The 22,799-nt window shown below is 37.9% G+C and carries 9 protein-coding genes; all 9 read right to left on the reverse strand.

All coding sequences use genetic code 11. From position 1 onward, the window contains the following. Nucleotides 1–41 precede the first annotated feature (41 nt). The 9 genes from P2W75_RS01745 to P2W75_RS01785 all read right to left on the reverse strand — a co-directional run bounded on the left by P2W75_RS01745 (nucleotide 42) and on the right by P2W75_RS01785 (nucleotide 22,795). A complete protein-coding gene (locus tag P2W75_RS01745) occupies nucleotides 42–12,977 on the reverse strand; it encodes a gliding motility-associated C-terminal domain-containing protein (RefSeq protein WP_276378670.1) in 12,936 nt (4,311 codons plus the stop codon). Between the two features lie 522 nt (nucleotides 12,978–13,499). After that, on the reverse strand, nucleotides 13,500–14,426 hold the full coding sequence (gene queG, locus P2W75_RS01750) for a tRNA epoxyqueuosine(34) reductase QueG (RefSeq protein ID WP_207297775.1): 927 nt from the start codon (nucleotides 14,424–14,426) through the stop codon (nucleotides 13,500–13,502). Next, on the reverse strand, nucleotides 14,423–15,769 hold the full coding sequence (locus P2W75_RS01755; RefSeq protein WP_276378671.1) for a cytochrome P450: 1,347 nt from the start codon (nucleotides 15,767–15,769) through the stop codon (nucleotides 14,423–14,425). The genes queG and P2W75_RS01755 overlap by 4 nt, the downstream gene beginning before the upstream one ends. A gap of 59 nt (nucleotides 15,770–15,828) precedes the next feature. Beyond that, nucleotides 15,829–16,644 (reverse strand): prolyl oligopeptidase family serine peptidase, encoded by an 816-nt coding sequence (locus P2W75_RS01760; RefSeq protein ID WP_276378672.1) that lies wholly within the window; start codon nucleotides 16,642–16,644, stop codon nucleotides 15,829–15,831. Nucleotides 16,645–16,654: 10 nt separating this feature from the next. Next, nucleotides 16,655–17,677 (reverse strand): Holliday junction branch migration DNA helicase RuvB, encoded by a 1,023-nt coding sequence (gene ruvB / locus P2W75_RS01765; RefSeq protein WP_207297778.1) that lies wholly within the window; start codon nucleotides 17,675–17,677, stop codon nucleotides 16,655–16,657. Between the two features lie 107 nt (nucleotides 17,678–17,784). Then, the gene (locus P2W75_RS01770; RefSeq protein ID WP_207297779.1) at nucleotides 17,785–19,587 is read right to left on the reverse strand and encodes a cbb3-type cytochrome c oxidase subunit I; all 1,803 of its coding nucleotides are present in this window, start codon (nucleotides 19,585–19,587) and stop codon (nucleotides 17,785–17,787) included. Nucleotides 19,588–19,617: 30 nt separating this feature from the next. Further along, on the reverse strand, nucleotides 19,618–20,808 hold the full coding sequence (locus P2W75_RS01775; protein ID WP_276378673.1) for a cytochrome c oxidase subunit II: 1,191 nt from the start codon (nucleotides 20,806–20,808) through the stop codon (nucleotides 19,618–19,620). 19 nt (nucleotides 20,809–20,827) lie between these two features. Continuing rightward, a complete protein-coding gene (locus P2W75_RS01780) occupies nucleotides 20,828–22,222 on the reverse strand; it encodes a quinol:cytochrome C oxidoreductase (protein ID WP_276378674.1) in 1,395 nt (464 codons plus the stop codon). Between the two features lie 27 nt (nucleotides 22,223–22,249). After that, nucleotides 22,250–22,795: a cytochrome c gene (locus tag P2W75_RS01785; protein WP_207297782.1), complete on the reverse strand. Its 546-nt coding sequence runs from the start codon at nucleotides 22,793–22,795 to the stop codon at nucleotides 22,250–22,252. Nucleotides 22,796–22,799: the final 4 nt, after the last annotated feature.

Genomic DNA, 22,799 nt, shown 5'->3' on the forward strand with positions numbered 1-22,799 from the left:
TAAAAACGGCCTAGCTTTTTACTAAGCCGTTTGTATTTTTTTTATTTATTGATATATAAATAACCTGATTTTTCGTGAGCGTTAGAACCGCTGTCTTTATATTTTAGGATATAGAAATAAGTTCCTACCGGCAATCCTTCCGATTGTTTCATAGTGGTACGTCCTTCAGAATATCCTTTAAATACTCTATCTTCATTGTTATAACCGTCTTTTTCGAAAACCAGAACTCCCCAACGGTTGTAAATTTCTACCGTGTTATCAGGGTAACATCCAATTCCCTGAATGTAGAATCGTTCGTTTTTCTGATCACCATTTGGAGAGAAAGCATTTAGAACTCTAATCTCACATCCTTTCAATGAAGTTACTGTTGGTTTGTCTCCATTTAAACCTTCATCATCTGAGATATCTTCTACAACAACTCCTCTTGCACTGTTTCCTTTAACACTAGCTTGGTTAGTAACTTTTTCATTGTTAATATCCGTTTGTGTTATTTTATAAACTGCACTAAAGTTTGTATTGTTTGATTCTCCTACTGCTAAATCAATTGCATCTCCAGAAACTTTTACTCCTGGAAGAGGATCGCTGATTGTTACTCCTTTTAATGGTACATTTCCTGTATTGGTTACTTCAAATTTGTAAGTAATCGTTTCTCCTGGATCTGCATTATTATTATTGTTCTCGTCATTAAATACTGCCGTCTTAATGATTGCAATTGCTGGAACTTCTACAAATACATGCACAACTGCTGTACTACAGTTCGTTGGATTTGCTTTTTCGCAAACTTGATACACTAGATCGTATGTTTTGCCTGGTGTATTTGGTTTAACATTTACTGTTCCATCTGCATTAAACTCGAAATTTGAATCGCCTGATAGGTTTGTGATAATTACATCGATTGGATTAATCGGTTGTCCGTTTAATAAGTCATTATCCAGAACATTTACAAATTCAAGTGATCCGTTTATACCATCTACTGATACCAGAACGTCATCTGTTAAGACAAGTGGCAATGTCGGGTTAACCGGAGTGCCTGAGTTTTGCACTACCACATTTACAGTTGCCTGACTACAGTTTGATGTATTAGCAACTTCGCAAATTTGGTATGTTAACTGATACGGTCCAGAAGGTGTTCCTGCTTTTACATCTACAGTACCATCTGCATTTAAGATCAGATTTGCATTTGGAAGGACTGTACTTAAAATGACGTCTGCTGGGTTAACTTTAACTCCGTTTAAGGTATCATTATTAAATACATTTATTCCTGTGCTTAGTCCTTTTGTAGCGTCTACTGCTGCTGCAGAATCATTATTAGCCTGAATGGTAAAAGTTGGTTTCGCATTACATTGTCCCGATGGTAATGGATAGGTTACAGAAACAGTTTCTGTTGGGTTTAATGAAAACTCCATTCTAACTGCTGGTCTTGTATTTTCGAATCCATCTGCACCTTCTGCCCATTGACCGTTTGTTAATACCCATCCTGGCCAGTCTGTTCCATTTCCGTTTGCATCTACTGTTGCTCCCGGCCATAAAATAGTACCACTTAACGGTTGGTTTACCTGAGTTGCTACTACATTATTTGCACTATCAATCCATTTAATGGTTAATAGATTTGCTGCTGTAAAGTTATCCGGCACAACACTGTAATTAACATAAGGAACGTTGTTTGAACAATAACTATTTGCTGTTATTGTCATAGTTGGTTCTTCAACTGTTACTTTTACTGAAGCTGAACTACAATTTGATGGATTTGCTTTTTCACAAATCTGATATACCAATTCGTACGTTCCTCTTGGCGTGTTTGGCGCTAATGTAACTGTTCCATCAGGGTTTAATGTTAAATAGCCCGTTGGATCTGGTGTTACTATAGTAAGATTCACATCAGCTGGTACTAATGGTAATCCATTATTTAAGTCGTTATTAAAAATGTTGATAACAGTCTGCGGCTGATTGATTCCAACAACTGATGCTACTACATCTGGAACTGCTTGTAAAGTTCCTCCTGCTGGAGCATTTACTACAACTTTTGAAATCGCAGTATCGCAATTTGTTGGATTTGTAATTTCACAAATGCTGTATTGAATATCATAAATTCCAGCTGGTGTGTTTGGTCCTACTGTTACAGTTCCGTCTGCGTTTAATGTGAAACCTGCCGGAATATTTATTCCTGTTAATTTCACCTGTCCGTTGTTTGTTCCAATAACTGCCTGAACTCCGTTTAAGGTATCGCCTGCAATTACAGAACTTGTTGTTGTACCTCCTGTACTTCCACTAATTGATGGCGCAAGTGTTTCGGCTACAGCGTCAATTACCGGCGGTGCAACTGTTACCGTTACTGTGTTTGAACTGCAATTTCCTGGGTTCAGTTTTTCACAGATTGTATATGTAAGTTCGTAAGTTCCTGCTGGTGCATTAGCTCCAAGAGTTAATGTTCCGTCGGGGTTCAATGTTAAATATCCTTTTGGATCCGGAGTTGAAACTGCCAGCGTTACATCTGAAGGATTTAAAGCCGTTCCGTTTTTAGTATCATTCGTAAATACATTTGTTCCTAATGTCTGCGGTGTATTTGATCCTGTAACCGATGGAATAATATCGGCATTCGCAATCAATGTTCCTGCCGAAACCGGCACTGTTGAAATCACGGCATCACAGTTTGAAGGATTTGTAATTTCACAGATGCTGTATTCAACACTGTAATTTCCTGCCGGCGTGTTTGGTGCCACTGTTACAGTTCCGTCTGCATTTAGAGTTAATCCTGAAGGAACTGAAATTCCAGTTAATTTCACATTTCCAGCTGCTGTTCCGATTACAACAGGGTTTCCGTTTAAAGTGTCATTTGCTGTTAATGAAGCTGTCGTTCCTCCTGTATTTCCGTTTACTGATGCCGTAGTTTCGGTTACTGCATCAATTACAGGCGCACCAACACTTACCGTTACAGTATTTGAACTGCAATTTCCTGGGTTCAGTTTTTCACAGATCGTGTATGTTAATTCATAAGTTCCAGCCGGAGGATTTGCTCCAATACTCAGTGTTCCGTCTGGGTTCAATGTTAAGTATCCTTTTGGATCCGGAGTTGAAACTGCCAGCGTTACATCTGACGGATTTAAAGCCGTTCCATTTTTAGTATCATTCGTAAATACATTTGTTCCTAATGTCTGCGGTGTATTTGATCCTGTAACTGATGGAATAATATCTGCATTCGCAATCAATGTTCCTGCCGAAACCGGTACTGTAGAAATCACGGCATCACAGTTTGAAGGATTTGTAATTTCACAGATGCTGTATTCAACACTGTAATTTCCTGCAGGCGTGTTTGGTGCCACTGTTACCGTTCCGTCTGCGTTTAGTGTTAATCCTGAAGGTACATTTACCACAGTTAATTTTACATTCCCGGCTGCTGTTCCGATTACAACAGGATTTCCGTTTAAGGTGTCATTTGCTGTTAATGAAGCCGTTGTACCTCCAGTGTTTCCGTTTACTGATGCCGTAGTTTCGGTTACTGCATCAATTACAGGCGCACCAACAGTTACCGTTACAGTATTTGAACTGCAGTTTCCTGGGTTCAGTTTTTCACAGATCGTGTATGTTAATTCATAAGTTCCAGCCGGAGGATTTGCTCCAAGAGTTAATGTTCCGTCAGGGTTCAATGTTAAATATCCTTTTGGATCCGGAGTTGAAACTGCCAGCGTTATATCTGACGGATTTAAAGCCGTTCCGTTTTTAGTATCATTTGTAAATACATTTGTTCCTAATGTCTGCGGTGTATTTGATCCTGTAACCGATGGAATAATATCGGCATTCGCAATCAATGTTCCTGCCAAAACCGGTACTGTCGAAATCACGGCATCACAGTTTGAAGGATTTGTAATTTCGCAGATGCTGTATTCAATACTGTAATTTCCTGCCGGCGTGTTTGGTGCCACTGTTACCGTTCCGTCTGCGTTTAGAGTTAATCCTGAAGGAACTGAAATTCCAGTTAATTTTACATTCCCGGCTGCTGTTCCGATCACAGCAGGATTTTCGTTTAAGGTGTCATTTGCTGTTAATGAAGCTGTCGTTCCTCCTGTATTTCCGTTTACTGATGCTGTCGTTTCGGTTACTGCATCAATTACAGGCGCACCAACGGTTACTGTTACAGTATTTGAACTGCAGTTTCCTTGGTTCAGTTTTTCACAGATCGTGTATGTTAATTCATAAGTTCCAGCCGGAGGATTTGCTCCAATAGTCAGTGTTCCGTCTGGGTTCAATGTTAAATATCCTTTTGGATCCGGAGTTGAAACTGCCAGCGTTACATCTGACGGATTTAAAGCCGTTCCATTTTTAGTATCATTCGTAAATACATTTGTTCCTAATGTCTGCGGTGTATTTGATCCTGTAACTGATGGAATAATATCTGCATTCGCAATCAATGTTCCTGCCGAAACCGGTACTGTCGAAATCACGGCATCACAGTTTGAAGGATTTGTAATTTCGCAGATGCTGTATTCCACACTGTAATTTCCTGCCGGCGTGTTTGGTGCTACTGTTACCGTTCCGTCTGCGTTTAGTGTTAATCCTGAAGGTACATTTACCACAGTTAATTTTACATTCCCGGCTGCTGTTCCGATCACAACAGGATTTCCGTTTAAAGTGTCATTTGCTGTAAGCGGAGCTGTCGTGCCTCCTGTGTTTCCGTTTACCGCTGCTGTAGTTTCGGTTACCGCATCAATCACTGCTGCGTCCACAACCACTTTTGAGACCACGGCATCACAGTTTGAAGGATTCGTAATTTCGCAGATGCTGTATTCCACATCGTATGTTCCCGCAGGCGTGTTTGGTGCCACTGTTACCGTTCCGTCTGCGTTTAGTGTTAATCCTGATGGAACTGAAATTCCGGTTAATTTAACATTCCCGGCTGCTGTTCCGATTACAACAGGATTTCCGTTTAAGGTGTCATTTGATGTTAATGAAGCTGTCGTGCCTCCAGTGTTTCCGTTTACTGCTGCTGTAGTTTCGGTTACCGCATCAATCACTGCTGCGTCCACAACCACTTTTGAGACCACGGCATCACAGTTTGAAGGATTCGTAATTTCGCAGATCTGATATTCCACATCGTATGTTCCCGCAGGCGTATTCGCTGCAACTGTTACCGTTCCGTCTGCGTTTAGAGTTAATCCTGAAGGTACATTTACCGCTGTTAATTTTACATTCCCGGCTGCTGTCCCGATCACAACAGGGTTTCCGTTTAAGGTGTCATTTGCTGTTAATGAAGCCGTTGTACCTCCAGTGTTTCCGTTTACTGATGCCGTAGTTTCGGTTACTGCATCAATAACTGCTGCGTCCACAACCACTTTTGAGACCACGGCATCACAGTTTGAAGGATTCGTAATTTCACAGATCTGGTATTCAACATCGTATGTTCCCGCAGGCGTGTTCGCTGCAACTGTTACCGTTCCGTCTGCGTTTAGTGTTAATCCTGATGGAACTGAAATTCCGGTTAATTTTACATTTCCGGCTGCTGTTCCGATTACAACAGGATTTCCGTTTAAGGTGTCATTTGCTGTTAATGAAGCTGTCGTTCCTCCTGTATTTCCGTTTACTGATGCTGTAGTTTCGGTTACTGCATCGATCACTGCTGCGTCCACAACCACTTTTGAGATTACGGCATCACAGTTTGAAGGATTCGTAATTTCGCAGATCTGGTATTCCACATCGTATGTTCCCGCAGGCGTATTCGCTGCAACTGTTACTGTTCCGTCTGCGTTTAGTGTTAATCCTGAAGGTACATTTACCGCAGTTAATTTTACATTTCCGGCTGCTGTTCCGATTACAACAGGATTTCCGTTTAAGGTGTCATTTGCTGTTAATGAAGCTGTCGTTCCTCCTGTATTTCCGTTTACTGATGCTGTAGTTTCGGTTACTGCATCGATCACTGCTGCGTCCACAACCACTTTTGAGATTACGGCATCACAGTTTGAAGGATTCGTAATTTCGCAGATGCTGTATTCCACATCGTATGTTCCCGCAGGCGTATTCGCTGCAACTGTTACCGTTCCGTCTGCATTTAAGGTTAATCCTGAAGGTACATTTACCGCTGTTAATTTTACATTCCCGGCTGCTGTTCCGATTACAACAGGGTTTCCGTTTAAAGTGTCATTTGCTGTTAATGAAGCTGTTGTGCCTCCTGTATTTCCGTTTACCGCTGCTGTAGTTTCGGTAACTGCATCGATCAATGCGGCGTCCACAACCACTTTTGAGATTACGGCATCACAGTTTGAAGGATTCGTAATTTCGCAGATGCTGTATTCCACATCGTATGTTCCCGCAGGCGTATTCGCTGCAACTGTTACCGTTCCGTCTGCATTTAATGTGAAACCTGCCGGAATATTTATTCCTGTTAATTTCACCTGTCCGTTGTTTGTTCCAATAACTGCCTGAACTCCGTTTAGAGTGTCCCCGGAAATCACTGATGTTGTCGTAGTTCCTCCTATACTTCCGTTGATTGACGGTGTAAGTGTTTCAGCCACGGCATCAATTACAGGCGCACCAACGGTTACTGTTACAGTATTTGAACTGCAGTTTGAAGGGTTTAACTTCTCGCAGATGGTATACGCCAGTTCATATGTGCCTGCCGGCGGGTTAGCTCCAAGAGTTAATGTTCCGTCCGGGTTCAATGTTAAGTATCCTTTTGGATCCGGAGTTGAAACTGCCAGAGTTACATCTGACGGATTTAAAGCCGTTCCGTTTTTAGTATCATTTGTAAATACATTTGTTCCTAATGTCTGCGGTGTATTTGATCCTGTAACTGATGGAATAATATCGGCATTCGCAATCAATGTTCCTGCCGAAACCGGTACTGTTGAAATCACGGCATCACAGTTTGAAGGATTCGTAATTTCACAGATGCTGTATTCCACATCATATGTTCCCGCAGGCGTGTTTGGTGCCACTGTTACCGTTCCGTCTGCGTTTAGAGTTAATCCTGAAGGTACATTTACCGCTGTTAATTTTACATTCCCGGCTGCTGTTCCGATTACAACAGGATTTCCGTTTAAGGTGTCATTTACTGTTAATGAAGCTGTCGTTCCTCCTGTATTTCCGTTTACCGCTGCTGTAGTTTCAGTTACTGCATCAATCACTGCTGCGTCCACAACCACTTTTGAGATTACGGCATCACAGTTTGAAGGATTCGTAATTTCACAGATGCTGTATTCCACGTCGTATGTTCCCGCAGGCGTGTTTGGTGCCACTGTTACCGTTCCGTCTGCGTTTAGTGTTAATCCTGATGGAATTGAAATTCCGGTTAATTTAACATTTCCGGCTGCTGTTCCGATTACAACAGGATTTCCGTTTAAGGTGTCATTTGCTGTTAATGAAGCTGTCGTTCCTCCTGTATTTCCGTTTACCGCTGCTGTAGTTTCGGTTACCGCATCAATAACTGCGGCATCCACAACCACTTTTGAGACCACGGCATCACAGTTTGAAGGATTCGTAATTTCGCAGATCTGGTATTCCACATCGTATATTCCCGCAGGCGTGTTTGGTGCCACTGTTACCGTTCCGTCTGCGTTTAGTGTTAATCCTGATGGAATTGAAATTCCGGTTAATTTAACATTTCCGGCTGCTGTTCCGATTACAACAGGATTTCCGTTTAAGGTGTCATTTGCTGTTAATGAAGCTGTCGTGCCTCCTGCATTTCCGTTTACCGCTGCTGTAGTTTCGGTTACCGCATCAATCACTGCTGCGTCCACAACCACTTTTGAGACCACGGCATCACAGTTTGAAGGATTCGTAATTTCACAGATGCTGTATTCCACGTCGTATGTTCCCGCAGGCGTGTTCGCTGCAACTGTTACCGTTCCGTCTGCGTTTAGTGTTAATCCTGATGGAACTGAAATTCCGGTTAATTTTACATTCCCGGCTGCTGTTCCAATCACAGCAGGGTTTCCGTTTAAGGTGTCATTTGCTGTAAGCGGAGCTGTAGTTCCTCCTGTATTTCCGTTTACTGATGCTGTAGTTTCAGTTACCGCATCAATCACTGGTGTATCCACAGTCACTCTCACAACATTTGAACTGCAGTTTGATGTTGCGAATTTTTCACAAATCGTATAAGTAAGTTCGTAAGTATCTGCTGGTGCATTTGCTCCAAGAGTTACTGTTCCGTCTGCATTTAATGTTAAATATCCTTTTGGATCTGCAACAGATGTAGTTAGATTTACATCTGACGGATTTAAAGCAGTTCCATTTTTTGTATCATTTGTAAATACATTAATGGCTAATGTTTGAGATGTGTTTGATGCCAAAATTGAACTTACTGTATCAATATTTGCAATTAAATTATTTTTTACTTCAACTGTAGCATCAGCTGTTTTGCAATTTGCAGGATTTGCTCCTGTTTCGCAAATTTCATACGTAATTGTATAGGTGCTAGATACAGTATTTGCCGCAAGAGTCAATACTCCATCTGCATCAACACTTAATGGACCAGTTATTTTTGGTGTTACATCAGTATTCGTAGAAGTAACTGCTGCGCCATTTAAAGTATCATTTGTTGTTACATTTCCAACAGTAATAATTGTTGAACCAGATGCTTGTTGTGCGTAACTGTTATCTGTATTAGCACATAAAATAGAGTTAACAACAATAGTAGTACTTCCAGAAGTACAGCCGTTTGCTGATGCTGTAAGTGTATAGCTTCCTGCAGGTGCTGTTAATGTATTTCCGGTGCGCGTCACTCCTGCTGACGGAGTAACCGCATAAGTATTATTTGAATCATAGTTGGTAATAGTAAAACTTCCCGTTGCTGTCGAGCAGGTAGGCTGTGTAACTGAACTCAGCGTCGGCACTGCCGGTGTAGCAGGCTGTGCATTAACTACAGCTGCCGAAGAAGATGACGAAGTACAGCCGTTTGCTGATGCTGTAAGTGTGTAGCTTCCTGCTGGTGCTGTAACTGTATTCCCAGTGCGTGTTACGCCTGCTGACGGAGTAACTGTATAAGTATTATTTGAATCGTAATTCGTAATAGTAAAACTTCCTGTTGCTGTTGAGCAGGTAGGCTGTGTAACTGAACTCAGCGTCGGCACTGCAGGTGTAGCAGGCTGTGCATTAACTACAGCTGCCGAAGAAGATGACGAAGTACAGCCGTTTGCTGATGCTGTAATTGTATAACTTCCTGCCGGTGCTGTAACTGTATTTCCGGTGCGCGTCACTCCTGCTGACGGAGTAACCGCATAAGTATTATTTGAATCGTAGTTCGTAATAGTAAAACTTCCTGTTGCTGTTGAGCAGGTAGGCTGTGTAACTGAACTCAGCGTCGGCACTGCCGGTGTAGCAGGCTGTGCATTAACTACAGCTGCCGAAGAAGATGACGAAGTACAGCCGTTTGCTGACGCTGTAAGTGTATAGCTTCCTGCCGGTGCTGTAACTGTATTTCCGGTGCGCGTCACGCCTGCTGACGGAGTAACCGCATAAGTATTATTTGAATCGTAGTTCGTAATAGTAAAACTTCCTGTTGCTGTCGAGCAGGTAGGCTGGGTTACTGAACTCAGCGTCGGCACTGCAGGTGTAGCAGGCTGTGCATTAACTACAGCTGCCGAAGAAGATGACGAAGTACAGCCGTTTGCTGATGCTGTAAGTGTGTAGCTTCCTGCCGGTGCTGTAACTGTATTTCCAGTGCGCGTTACGCCTGCTGACGGAGTAACCGCATAAGTATTATTTGAATCGTAATTCGTAATAGTAAAACTTCCTGTTGCTGTCGAGCAGGTAGGCTGTGTAACTGAACTCAGCGTCGGCACTGCCGGTGTAGCAGGCTGTGCATTAACTACAGCTGCCGAAGAAGATGACGAAGTACAGCCGTTTGCTGATGCTGTAAGTGTATAGCTTCCTGCAGGTGCTGTAACTGTATTTCCGGTGCGCGTCACTCCTGCTGACGGAGTAACCGCATAAGTATTGTTTGAATCGTAGTTGGTAATAGTAAAACTTCCTGTTGCTGTCGAACAGGTAGGCTGTGTAACTGAACTCAGCGTCGGAACAGCTGGTGTAGCAGGCTGTGCATTAACTACAGCTGCTGAAGAAGATGACGAAGTACAGCCGTTTGCCGATGCTGTAAGTGTATAGCTTCCTGCAGGTGCTGTAACTGTATTTCCTGTGCGTGTTACGCCTGCTGACGGAGTAACCGTGTAAGTATTATTTGAATCGTAGTTTGTAATAGTAAAACTTCCTGTTGCTGTCGAACAGGTAGGCTGTGTAACTGAACTCAGCGTCGGCACTGCCGGTGTAGCAGGCTGTGCATTAACTACAGCTGCTGAAGAAGATGACGAAGTACAGCCGTTTGCTGATGCTGTAAGTGTGTAGCTTCCTGCAGGTGCTGTAACTGTATTTCCTGTGCGCGTCACTCCTGCTGACGGAGTAACCGCATAAGTATTATTTGAGTCGTAGTTGGTAATAGTAAAACTTCCTGTTGCTGTCGAGCAGGTAGGCTGGGTTACTGAACTTAATGTTGGAGTAACTGGATTTGCTTTAGTGCTAACATTAACAGTATTACTAGTAGCTGTACAATTTGCAGCATTAGTTGCAATTACATAATAACCATTTGCAGCTGTAAGACCAGACCATGTTAGTGCTGCTCCAGTACCAGGTTTAGACGCTTGAACTGCTGTATTTGATGCATTAAATAATTGGTAATTTACACCACTAACAGAAGTTGAAGAGGTAATTGTTCCATCTCCTCCAGGAGAAACACAAATAGTACTTCCTGTTAATACCAATGCAGTTGGATTTGCAGTTGTAGCAACATTTACTGTATTACTTGTAGAAGAACAGCTAGTTGAAGTGTTAGTTCCAATAACATAGTAACCTGTTCCTGCTGCAAGACCTGACCACGTTAAAGCTGATCCAGTTCCTGCTTTTGCAGTTTGTACAGCTGTATTACTTGAATTATATAATTGATAATTTACACCACTAGCAGAAGTTGATGATGTAATTGTTCCGTTACCTCCTGGTGATACACAAATGGTACTTCCTGTCAAGACAAGAGCAACTGTTATCGCTTTAGGAGTTGTAGATACACTTGCTGAGTTATTTGCTGTATTACTATCTGGAGTAGAAGCTGGTAAAGAAGCAGTAGTATTATACGATCCCGTTGCATTTACTGTCGCAATAATTTTTAATGTAGCAACAGCAGAAGGATCTAAATCCCCAATACTCCATACTCCTGTAGTCGAATTATAGGCTCCTACTGAAACTGTTGAACTTGAATAAGTATAACCTGAAGGCAGTAGATCATTTAAAGAAACCCCAGTAGCATTATTCAAACCTAAATTACTGACTTTAACAGTAAATTCAACGTTAGAATTTACACATGGCGTAGCATTATCTACTGTATTAGTCACACCTAAGTCAGTACATAATGTTACCGAAACTGGTTTAGACTGTGTCAATGATCCACATGCTAATGTCGAAGATACTGAATAAGATCCTGTTTTAGTAGCTGTATAAGTATCGGAATTAGCACCAGTGATGGCTGTTCCGTTATAATACCATTGATATGGAGCAAATCCAGAAGGAGTAGTTAAAGTTGCTGAACTATTAGTACATCCTCCGCCAGAAATATAAGTTACGGTTGGATCTTCAGGCTGTACGGCAAAATTTGAGAAAAAACCCGCCATTGAGAATCCCCCAGACTGCTGTACTATCGAAACAGTAAGCTTAGAATTACTTGCAATTGAAAGTACATTTGGACTTCCGATTTGTACACTATTAAAATTTATTAAATACCAACCTGTTGAACCTACTTGATAACGAGCTCCAACGCCAGATATAGTAGCAATGTTCGTTCCATTTACAGTAACAACATCTGTAGCACTTCTTAAGAGTATGTATCCAAAATAATCTAATGTTCCTGAATTGTAATCTCTAAATTTTGCTGTTTCAATAAAATTAGATCCTCCACATTCAGAAACGGGTGCAATTGTTGATATATCAACTTCACAATTTTGTGCCGTTCCTGAGTATACCGCTACTCTTTTATCAGCAATGATATGAGATGCTGTAAAATTGGTATTAGAAACACCATTCACGAAAGTGTAAAAATTTCCTGCTTGCGCAAGAGTAATCGTGTTTGTAGACGATAAAGTTCCAGTTGTAGTGTAACTTTCTATCGTTACAGTTGTATTATCTTTTGTAGCTACGACTGTAGTCTGCTCCGCTGTATTATTTCCAGTTCCTCTTTCTAAAAAATATTCTGTTCCTAAAACTGCTTCTGGAGGAAGCTGATTATAAGCACTATCTCCACAACCACCAGGAGTATCAATCGCTGCCGATGTATTCATTACGGCTGGATTTGATGATTCGACCAATGTTCCAATTGCGGCTTTAAACAAATAACTTTGTCCCGCATTTAAGGTAGCTGTAACCACATTATTTATCTTAACTACTGTATTATTAACAGTAGCCATAATGCTGTAAATAGGTCTTTGATCACCAAGACCACCAAAATTTCCAAGCGAACCATCTCTATAATATCCTACTCTAAATCGTATCCCAAGTCCTGCATCACCAAAACTTGTTAAGGCTGCATTACCTTTAATATCTTGATCACTACCGTCTCCGCCCAAGGCATCAGATGCAACGTTTCTTAAGTTTATAGATACTGGAGCAGTTCCCGTTACAATTAAACCAGCCGCATTTAAAACGGTGTTTAGTGCAAATGGTTTCGCTGCACTTGGAAGTCCGGTAAATCTGTAAACAGCAGGAGTACCTTTTACTGCCGTTAAATTTGCAACTACTGTTCCATCACTTTTAGCCAGAACAATGTTTACTGTTGAAGTTGAATTAGTTGCTATTACAATTTCATTTGCTTTACTAAAATATTGCCACGGTGCTGGAGCAATATAATGCTTAGTATAAAATTGCGCTGAGGCGGTAAAGCCTAATAGCAAGAAAAATAAAACAAGAAAATTAGGTTTAGACGATTTAAACCAACTAAAAGTAAAGTTACGCATAGACAACTTGAGTTTGTGGAACAGAAATTTTATTTGCTAAAAAACATACAAAAGTTTTCAGCATATTGGTGAGATACGAAATAATTAAAAGATTGGGTTTTAGATAATTGAAAAAAGTTTTTTCAAAATCATAAAAAAAGAAATGTATAGTTTGGACCATAGTGTTTATGTAGGTTCAAAGACACTTATTTTTGTCTTAGGTTAGATTCGTAGCTTTTAGGAGCGGCGAAAATATACAAACACCTCAATACTAACCACTTTCTTCGATAAACTACTCGGAAAAACGTTGAAATACACTTTTCATAACAATAAAATAACTTTGAAAAGCAATGAATAGTGCAGATTTGACAACAAAACAGTAGAATTTTCTTAATTTTTTAGAAAAAATTCATTTTATTTAAAAAAATCAAACAAAATAGCAATATTATCCTACAATAAAAACAATGATAAAATCATAAAATATCTGATAATCAACATATTAATAAAAATATATCAAATGCCAAAAAAGTAAGAAAAAGAGAATCACTTTAGAAAAGAAATATTGCGGGTAAGTCCCTCAAATTTTGTTCTTTTAATAGGAGAATTTTTAAAAACTTTTCGAAAAGTTTCCTCCGTAATTTCTGTCCAATCCTTCTTAGAAAAAGAAAGTAAATCAGGATTTGGATCAAATAAAGGTTCTGAATGCGGCTTAGAAAATCTATTCCATGGACATACGTCCTGACAAGTATCGCAGCCAAACATCCATTCATCGAATTTACCCTTCATTTCAACTGGAATATTTTCTTTGAGTTCTATAGTATAATAGGAAATGCATTTGCTTCCATCAACAATGTAAGGGGCTAGTATAGCCTGAGTAGGACAAGCATCTATACAGGCTGTACACGAACCGCAATGATCGGTTACAGAATGATCATATTCTAAATCTAAATCTAGAATTAATTCGGCAATAAAATAAAACGACCCCACTTTTTGTGTTATCAAATTACTATTTTTTCCAATCCATCCTAAACCACTTTTAGCCGCCCAGGCTTTGTCTAAAACAGGCGCCGAATCTACAAAAGCACGACCTGAAACTTCTCCTATATTTTCCTCAATGGAATGAAGTAATTCTTTTAATTTTTCTTTAATGACAAAATGATAATCCTGTCCGTAGGCATACTTCGATATCTTAAAACTTTCGCTATTTTGAGTTTCAGATGGAAAATAATTTAATAACAAAGAAACTACACTCTTGGCATCATCGACCAACAAAGTCGGATCCAAACGTTTATCAAAATGGTTTTCCATATATGCCATTTGGCCATTATGGTTATTATTCAGCCATTTTTCCAAACGAGGTGCTTCTTCTTCCAAAAAACCAGCTTTAGATATTCCACAAGAAATAAAACCTAGTCTTTTGGCCTCTTCTTTTATAAACTTTGAATATGTCTCTTTCGAATTAATACTCATCTTTTTGAAAATGAAACTTCAATATTAACTGGTTTTAAAGTCACTAAAGGATTAAATTTGACTGTTTCGTTTTTAGTCTTAATCTCATATTTTTTTACAATCTGCGAGATTGCCAAACACATTTCATAAATAGCAAAACCTGTCCCAATACACATTCTTGGACCAGCACCAAAAGGATAAAAGTATTGCATTGACTTTTTCTTTTGTTCGCCTAAAAATCTTTCTGGAATGAATTGATCTGGATTATCCCAATATTTTGGATTGCGGTGTAATTCATAAAAAGATATTCCAATTAATGTATTCTTTTTGATTTTAAATGCTGCCAAAGAATCATCTTCAACATTTTCTCTGTCTGTAATCCAAGCTGGAGGATACATACGCATCGATTCATTTAAAACAGCATTTGTATAGGTCATTTTCTGAAGCTGTTCAATAACATTATCCGTGTGAGATTGTATCTCTGTGATTTCATCAAAAATCTTTTGTTGGATTTCTGGATATCTTCCTAGAAAATGAAGTGTAAAAGTCAGAGCATTGGCAGTTGTTTCATGACCTGCAATAAATAAAACCTTTATTTCGTCAATTAATTGCTGCATCGACATTCCCTCTCCCGTATCTTCATAACGGGTTTCCATAAGCATATTAAGAAGGTCATTAAATTCTTCATTTGAAGCATTTCTACTTTCAATTATTTCTTGAATAATCTTATTGTTTTCTGCTGCTAAATTTAAATATTTTCTCACCTGTCCGCTTAATGAAAACCAAAATGCCTTATGCGGAAGTCTGATTTCTTTAACTAAAAATTTCTGAACTTCTTCTATTATGAATTTTATTCTATGTAGTTTTTCTTCCGAAATTGAAAATTCAAATAATGACTTCGCTACGACATTAAACGCAAGCTGGCTCATTGCAGGGAAAACATCGAAAAATTTATCTTCCTCTAAATTATCAATTTCAGCGGTAATTGTTTTATTCATATTATCAACCAGCTGATTCATCTTTTGTTTATGAAAAGCAGGCTGAATAAGACGTCTTTGCTTTAACCAAAAATCACCATCACTCGTTAAAAGTCCTTTTCCCAGATATTTTGAAAGATATACGGATTGAAATTTGGACTTGTTGTAATTTCTTTGATTTTTAACTAAAATGTATTGGGCTATCTCATTGTCTCTTGATAAAATTATATATCGGGTTAAACCGATTCTAATAGAAAAAGAATCCCCAAATTTCTCAAAATATCTTTTATGAAAAGGAATTGGATTCCTTCGAACGCCTTCAGCATCTTTAAAGAATCTTAGTATTGAAAGTCTTGTGGGATAACTATAATTTGTATTTTCAGACATTTTGTATAGAATTAAAACAAGACTATAAACAACAGCGTTTGTTTTGCTTATTAATCAATTTACTTATTGTACTGCGTAATCCATTCTGTAATATCTTTTATATTCTGAATTTCTGTGTCAGGTGTATTCATTCCAACATCATGTCCTTTACCCTCTCTAATAATTAATTTTGTTTCTACACCTTTTCTTTTTAATTCATTATAAAGATTTTGAGATTGACTAACGTTAACTATATTATCTGCATCACCATGAATTAACAATGTTGGTATATTTGAAATATTACTAAACGGACTTATCGTAGTTAATGCACTATTGTCTCCACTTGAATCTATTCTAGTTCCAGCTAATTTTTCAATAATATCAAGACGGCCAATTTTTTTCATAAACTCTAAGACTTCAGGAGAATCTAACCTTGACGGTGCACACAAAGCCGTTATAGATTTTATATTCTTGTAAGTGTAACCATATAGTAATGATAAATGAGCACCTGCACTAATTCCAACGATATGATATCCTTTTTTAACATATCCATATTTACTAGAATTTTTAGAAACATAAGTAATAGCGGCATCAATATCTGCTAATAAATCTTTAGCAGAAATCGTATCATTTATATAACGGTAATCAACATTTGCAACAACAAATCCCTTATTCGCAATATCCTGAGCATGCTTTTGAGTATATTCAAGTCCTCCCATTGACCAAGATCCTCCATGAATAAGAATCACCACAGGTACATCTTTCGAACTCCCTTTTGGAACATACAGATCCAAAATTTGTTGAGATGATTTACTATAGACAAGATGAGGAAAATAATTTGTCTGACTAAACGAACTATAACAAACAAGCCATAAAAATAAAAAGTAACGTTTCATAAAATATTTTTTAGAATAATCCTCCTTGAATATTTGTATTAACTTTTCCTAGATGTTTGTATGCTTTTTCTGTTACTTCACGACCACGTGGTGTACGCATAATAAATCCTTCCTGAATCAAAAAAGGTTCATAAACTTCTTCAATGGTTTCACTGCTTTCTGAAACTGCGGTTGCCAAAGTAGAAAGACCTACAGGTCCGCCTTTAAATTTATTAATAATTGTCAACAGAATTTTGTTGTCCATTTCATCTAATCCGTGTGCATCCACATTTAATGCTTTTAAAGCATATTTTGAGATTTCCAGATCGATTCTTCCATTTCCTTTTATTTGGGCAAAATCACGAACACGTCGCAATAATGCATTTGCAATACGAGGCGTACCTCGGCTTCTTCCTGCAATTTCAATAGCTGCTTCTAAATCAATAGGCATTTTTAATATCGAAGCACTTCTTTCTACAATTGTAGTTAAAAGTTCTGTGGTATAATATTGTAAACGTGAAGAAATTCCAAAACGTGCTCTCATCGGAGCAGTTAACAATCCTGAACGTGTAGTAGCCCCAATAAGTGTAAACGGATTCAAATTAATCTGAACTGTTCTTGCATTAGGTCCTGATTCAATCATAATATCGATTTTGAAGTCTTCCATTGCCGAATATAAATATTCTTCCACAACGGGACTTAATCGGTGAATCTCATCTATAAATAGAACATCTCTCTCATCTAAATTAGTCAATAGACCTGCTAAGTCTCCTGGCTTATCCAATACAGGTCCTGAAGTGATCTTAATCCCAACCTGAAGTTCATTAGCCAATATATTGGCTAAAGTAGTTTTACCCAACCCCGGAGGACCATGAAAAAGAGCATGATCAAGTGCTTCACCACGCTGGTTAGCAGCGGCAACAAAGACTTTCAAATTTTCCAAAACCTGATCTTGCCCAGCGAAGTCATCAAATGAGAGCGGACGTAATCTTTTTTCAAGATCTAATTCTTCTGAGTTATATCCTTTAGTAGTAGGATCTAGATTTTCATTCATCCTGCAAAGATATAGAAAGTAATCAGTTTGTAAAATAGTAAAACTGAACGTTTAAAACTTTAACTAAACAAAAAGGCTGTCATTTCTGACAGCCTTTTAATTTATTTTTAGTGGTGTAAAACTTCTTCACCTTCTTTCATTGGTACATTTTGAGGAACAAAATCTACATCGTGATTAGGGTTACTATAGTCATACGGCCAACGGTATACGTGAGGAATTTCTCCCGGCCAGTTTCCGTGAATATGTTCTACTGGAGTTGTCCACTCTAAAGTTGTAGATTTCCATGGATTCTGAACCGCTTTCTTACCGTAGAAAATACTACTAAAGAAATTGTATAAGAATACTAATTGGAACGCACCTCCTACAAGAGCAAATGTTGTAATTAAAACATTCACATTTTGTAAATCATCAAATAATGGGAAGTTTGTGTTTGTATAATAACGTCTTGGAAGACCAGCTAATCCAATAAAGTGCATTGGGAAGAATACTCCATAAGCACAAACAGCTGTAACCCAGAAGTGGATATAACCTAAGTTTTTGTTTAACATTCTTCCATACATTTTAGGGAACCAGTGGTAAATACCAGCGAACATTCCGTAAAGTGCAGAGATACCCATTACTAAGTGAAAGTGAGCAATTACGAAGTAAGTATCATGAACGTTAATATCCAGAGTACTATCTCCTAAAATGATTCCAGTTAAACCTCCAGTGATGAAAGTAGAAACCATTCCAATAGAGAATAACATTGCAGGGTTAAATTGTAAATTACCTTTCCATAAAGTTGTAATCCAGTTGAAAGCTTTAACAGCTGATGGAATTGCAATCAATAAAGTTGTAAAAGTAAATACAGATCCTAAGAAAGGATTCATACCTGAAATAAACATGTGGTGACCCCAAACAATAGTAGATAAGAATGCAATTGCAAGAACTGACATAATCATCGCTCTGTATCCGAAAATTGGTTTACGAGCATTCGTAGCCATAATTTCAGAAACAAGTCCCATTGCAGGCAAGATTACAATATAAACTTCAGGGTGTCCTAAGAACCAAAATAAGTGCTCAAACAATACAGGAGATCCACCTTGGTAGTGTAAAACTTCACCTGCAATATAAATATCAGATAAGAAGAATGAAGTACCAAAACTTCTATCAAAGATCAATAGTAATGCTGCAGATAATAATACCGGGAACGAAATAACACCAATAATAGCTGTTACGAAGAATGTCCAGATAGTAAGAGGAAGTCTAGTCATAGACATCCCTTTTGTTCTTAAGTTAATTACAGTAACAATGTAATTTAAAGATCCCATCAAAGAAGATGCAATGAAAATAGCCATTGAAACTAACCATAAAGTCATACCAGTTCCAGAACCAGGAATAGCCTGTGGTAATGCACTTAATGGAGGATAAATTGTCCAACCTGCAGAAGCTGGTCCAGCTTCAACAAATAATGAACATAACATTACTACAGCTGATAAGAAAAACAACCAGTATGAAATCATATTCATAAATCCGGAAGCCATATCTCGTGCACCAATTTGAAGCGGAATAAGTAAGTTACTAAAAGTTCCACTCAAACCAGCCGTTAGTACAAAGAATACCATGATGGTACCGTGAATTGTAACTAAAGCTAGATAAATATCATTAGCCATAACACCATCTGGTGCAAATTTATCTCCTAATAAAACATTGAATATTTTGAAAGATTCTTCTGGCCAGGCTAATTGCATTCTGAAAAGCAAGGACATTGCAATCCCAATTACTCCCATAACAATACCAGTAATTAAGTATTGTTTAGCAATCATTTTGTGATCAATACTAAAAATATATTTAGTAATGAACGTGTCTTTATGATGATGTTCGTGCTCGTGATCGTGTCCGTGATCGTGACCGTGCGCTTCTGCTGACATATATGTGTACTTTAAATTTTCTTAATAATATTATTTCATCGCAACTTTAGCTACAACTGCTTTAACAGTATCAACTACCGCTTTTACGGTATCTTTTACTTTTGCAGTAGTATCTGTAGTTGGAGCAGCTCCTTCAGCTGGTTTTTCAGCCGCTTTTGCTGCAGCAATATCTTGAGCTAAAGTAGTTTTCTCACTTAACCATTTTTTATAATCTTCTGGAGTATCAACCACCACTTTCATTTGCATGTTGTAGTGAGAAGCTCCACAAATTTTATTACATAACAATAAGTAATCAAATGTATAAGGATCTAAAGCTGTACCTCCTTTTGCAACTAGCTCAACGCTTTTTTCAGCTCTAAGTTTGTTGATGTGAGCAACTTTTTCTTTCATAAAATCCAACTCTCTGTATTCAGCAGTCGTATAAGTAGGAATAAATGCAAACTCAGTAACCATTCCAGGAACACAGTTCATCTGCGCTCTAAAATGAGGCATGTAAGCTGAGTGCAAAACGTCTTGAGAACGCATTTTAAAGTGTACTTTTTTACCTTTAGGGATATGTAATTCAGAAACTACGATATCATCTTGAGAATTAGGATCTGACATATCAACACCTAAAGTGTTAACTCCTTCGATTAATCTTACATTCGCTTTTCCTAAAGTATTATCAGCACCAGCATATCTTGCAGTCCATTTAAACTGTTGAGCATATAATTCGATTTCAATTACATCTTCGTCTTTGTCAACAAACATAATGTTGTTCCAAGCGTATAATCCGTAAAGAATTAAACAAGCCAAAACTACAGACGGAATGATACTCCAGATTGCCTCTAATTTATTACTATCAGCAAAAAACAATGCTTTTCTGTCTTTGTGCCCTCTATTTTTAAAAGAAAACCAATATAATAAACCTTGAGTAATAACTTGAACTGTAAAAATTAAAATCCAAGTAATATTCATTAAACTATCTACTAAAGTACCGTGCTCAGAAGCAGGAGTATGAAGTGCCAAATTACCCCATTTTAGTAAACCATAAATCGTAAATATATAAATGAAAGCTAAAAAGCCAAACAAAATATATCCTTGAATGTTATTATCATTATCTGATGCAACTTGAGAATCGTCCGAAGAAGCACCTACCTGAGTAAGATCAAATATCTTCGTCAATTGCCATAATGCAACTGCTAATAAAACTAAAACTATAATTACCAACAAACTTGTCATCTGTTTACTTCTTTAAATATTAATAATGAAAATGTTTACTTTCTTCAATGAAAGGGTTTCTTTTTGCAAGCAGAGGAGATTTAGTCAATGCAGTAAATACAACGAAAATAAATAAACCTAAGAAGAAAAGAATAGATGCAATTTCAGGAACTCCGATAAACCATTTGTCTCCAACTGTACCAGGCATAATCATATTAAAGAAATCAACATAATGACCTAATAATATTACAATACCAGCCATAACAACAACCCAGTTAAGACGTTTGAAATCTGTATTGATTAATATTAATAATGGGAAAACAAAGTTCATAACAACCGCTCCAAAGAAAGGAAGGTTATATAATTGAATTCTTGTTACAAAATAAGTTACCTCTTCAGGAATGTTTGCGTACCAAATCAACATGAACTGAGAGAACCATAAGTAAGTCCAGAAAACGCTGATACCAAACATGAATTTAGCTAAATCATGAATATGGCTTGTATTTACGTACTCTAAATATCCTTTAGATTTTAGGTAAATTGTTACCAATGCAATTGTTGTAATACCACTTACAAAAAAAGAAGCAAATACATACCATGCAAATAAAGTACTGAACCAGTGTGGATCAAATGACATAATCCAATCCCAAGCCATAATAGACTCAGAAACAATAAAGAATACTAAGAATCCAGCAGATGCTTTAAAATTCTTTTTGTAGTAAAGATCATCATTTGTTTCATCTTGTGCTAAACAGTTTTTTCTTGAAAAGTGACGGTAAATGTTCCATCCTAATAAAAAGATAAAAGCTCTTACAATCCAGAAAGGGAAGTTCAAATAACCCGATTTACCAGCAATAATAGCGTCATAGTTTGCGCTCTTTGGATCAGTTACTCCTTCACCCAACCAAACAAAAATATGATTAAAGTGTAGTCCACATAAAACTAAGATTATAAAGAAAATAACAGAACCCGCAGGTAAATAAGCTGTTATACCTTGCATAACTCTGAATAAAACTGGAGACCATCCAGCTTGAGCCACTTGTTGAATAGCGTAAAATGCTAAAACTCCCATAGAAAGCAATAAGAAGAAAATACAAGCCACATATACAGCTGACCATGGTTTGTTTTGCAATTGGTGCAATACATGAGTCAAATGTTCAGTATGTTCATCAGCAGCATTAACTTTTGCGTGCTCGCCTCCTTTGTGCTCTTCATGTGAAGCTTCTGCGGCTTCATGATGTCCAGCTTCTTTGTGAGAAGCTTCTGAAGCTTCTCCATGTGCAGCACCATGAGAACCATGAGCATCTGCAGCTAGTAATTTTTCAACTTCTTGAATATCTTTAGGTGCACTTAAAAAACCATACCCAATTCCTAATAAGCCAAGAACCATTAGGATGATAGAAAAAGTTTTTAATTTACTTGAAAATGTATACATATCTATTACGATCAGTTTGTTCAACAATTATAATTGGCTTTTTAGTTTCAGAACATAGTCAGCAACTAACCAACGTTCGTGAGCACTTAATTGATTTGCATGTGAACCCATTGCGTTTAAACCATAAGTCTCAACATGAAAGATACTTCCTTCAGTGATTTCTCTGTCTTTATAGCTAGGTACTCCAAGAAATTTTTCTCTTTCAACCAATTTACCTTTACCGTTACCAGCAGCACCATGGCAGCTGATACAGTAAATTTCGAAAAGCTCTTTACCTTTTCCTGAATTTCTTTCTTCTTCAGTCAAAGGTGATTTCAAATTAGCTTTTGCTAATTCGTAACCAGCAGTTGAATTTTCATATTCATAAGGTTCAAAACCTCTATTGATAGTTCCTGCAACAGGAAGCTGTCCTTCTTTTCCTCCTTTAAATACTTTTGCTTCTGTATACGGCTCGTAAGCAACAGACTCATACATATTTGGGAAATACTGATAGTTTGGTGCCGAATTATTGTGGCATGATGAAACTAAAATAGTTATACCAACTAAAAGTGTTATTTTATATATCCTTTTCATAGCT

Origin of the sequence: Flavobacterium sp. H4147, from assembly GCF_029360735.1 — a bacterium.
GTDB lineage: Bacteria > Bacteroidota > Bacteroidia > Flavobacteriales > Flavobacteriaceae > Flavobacterium > Flavobacterium endoglycinae.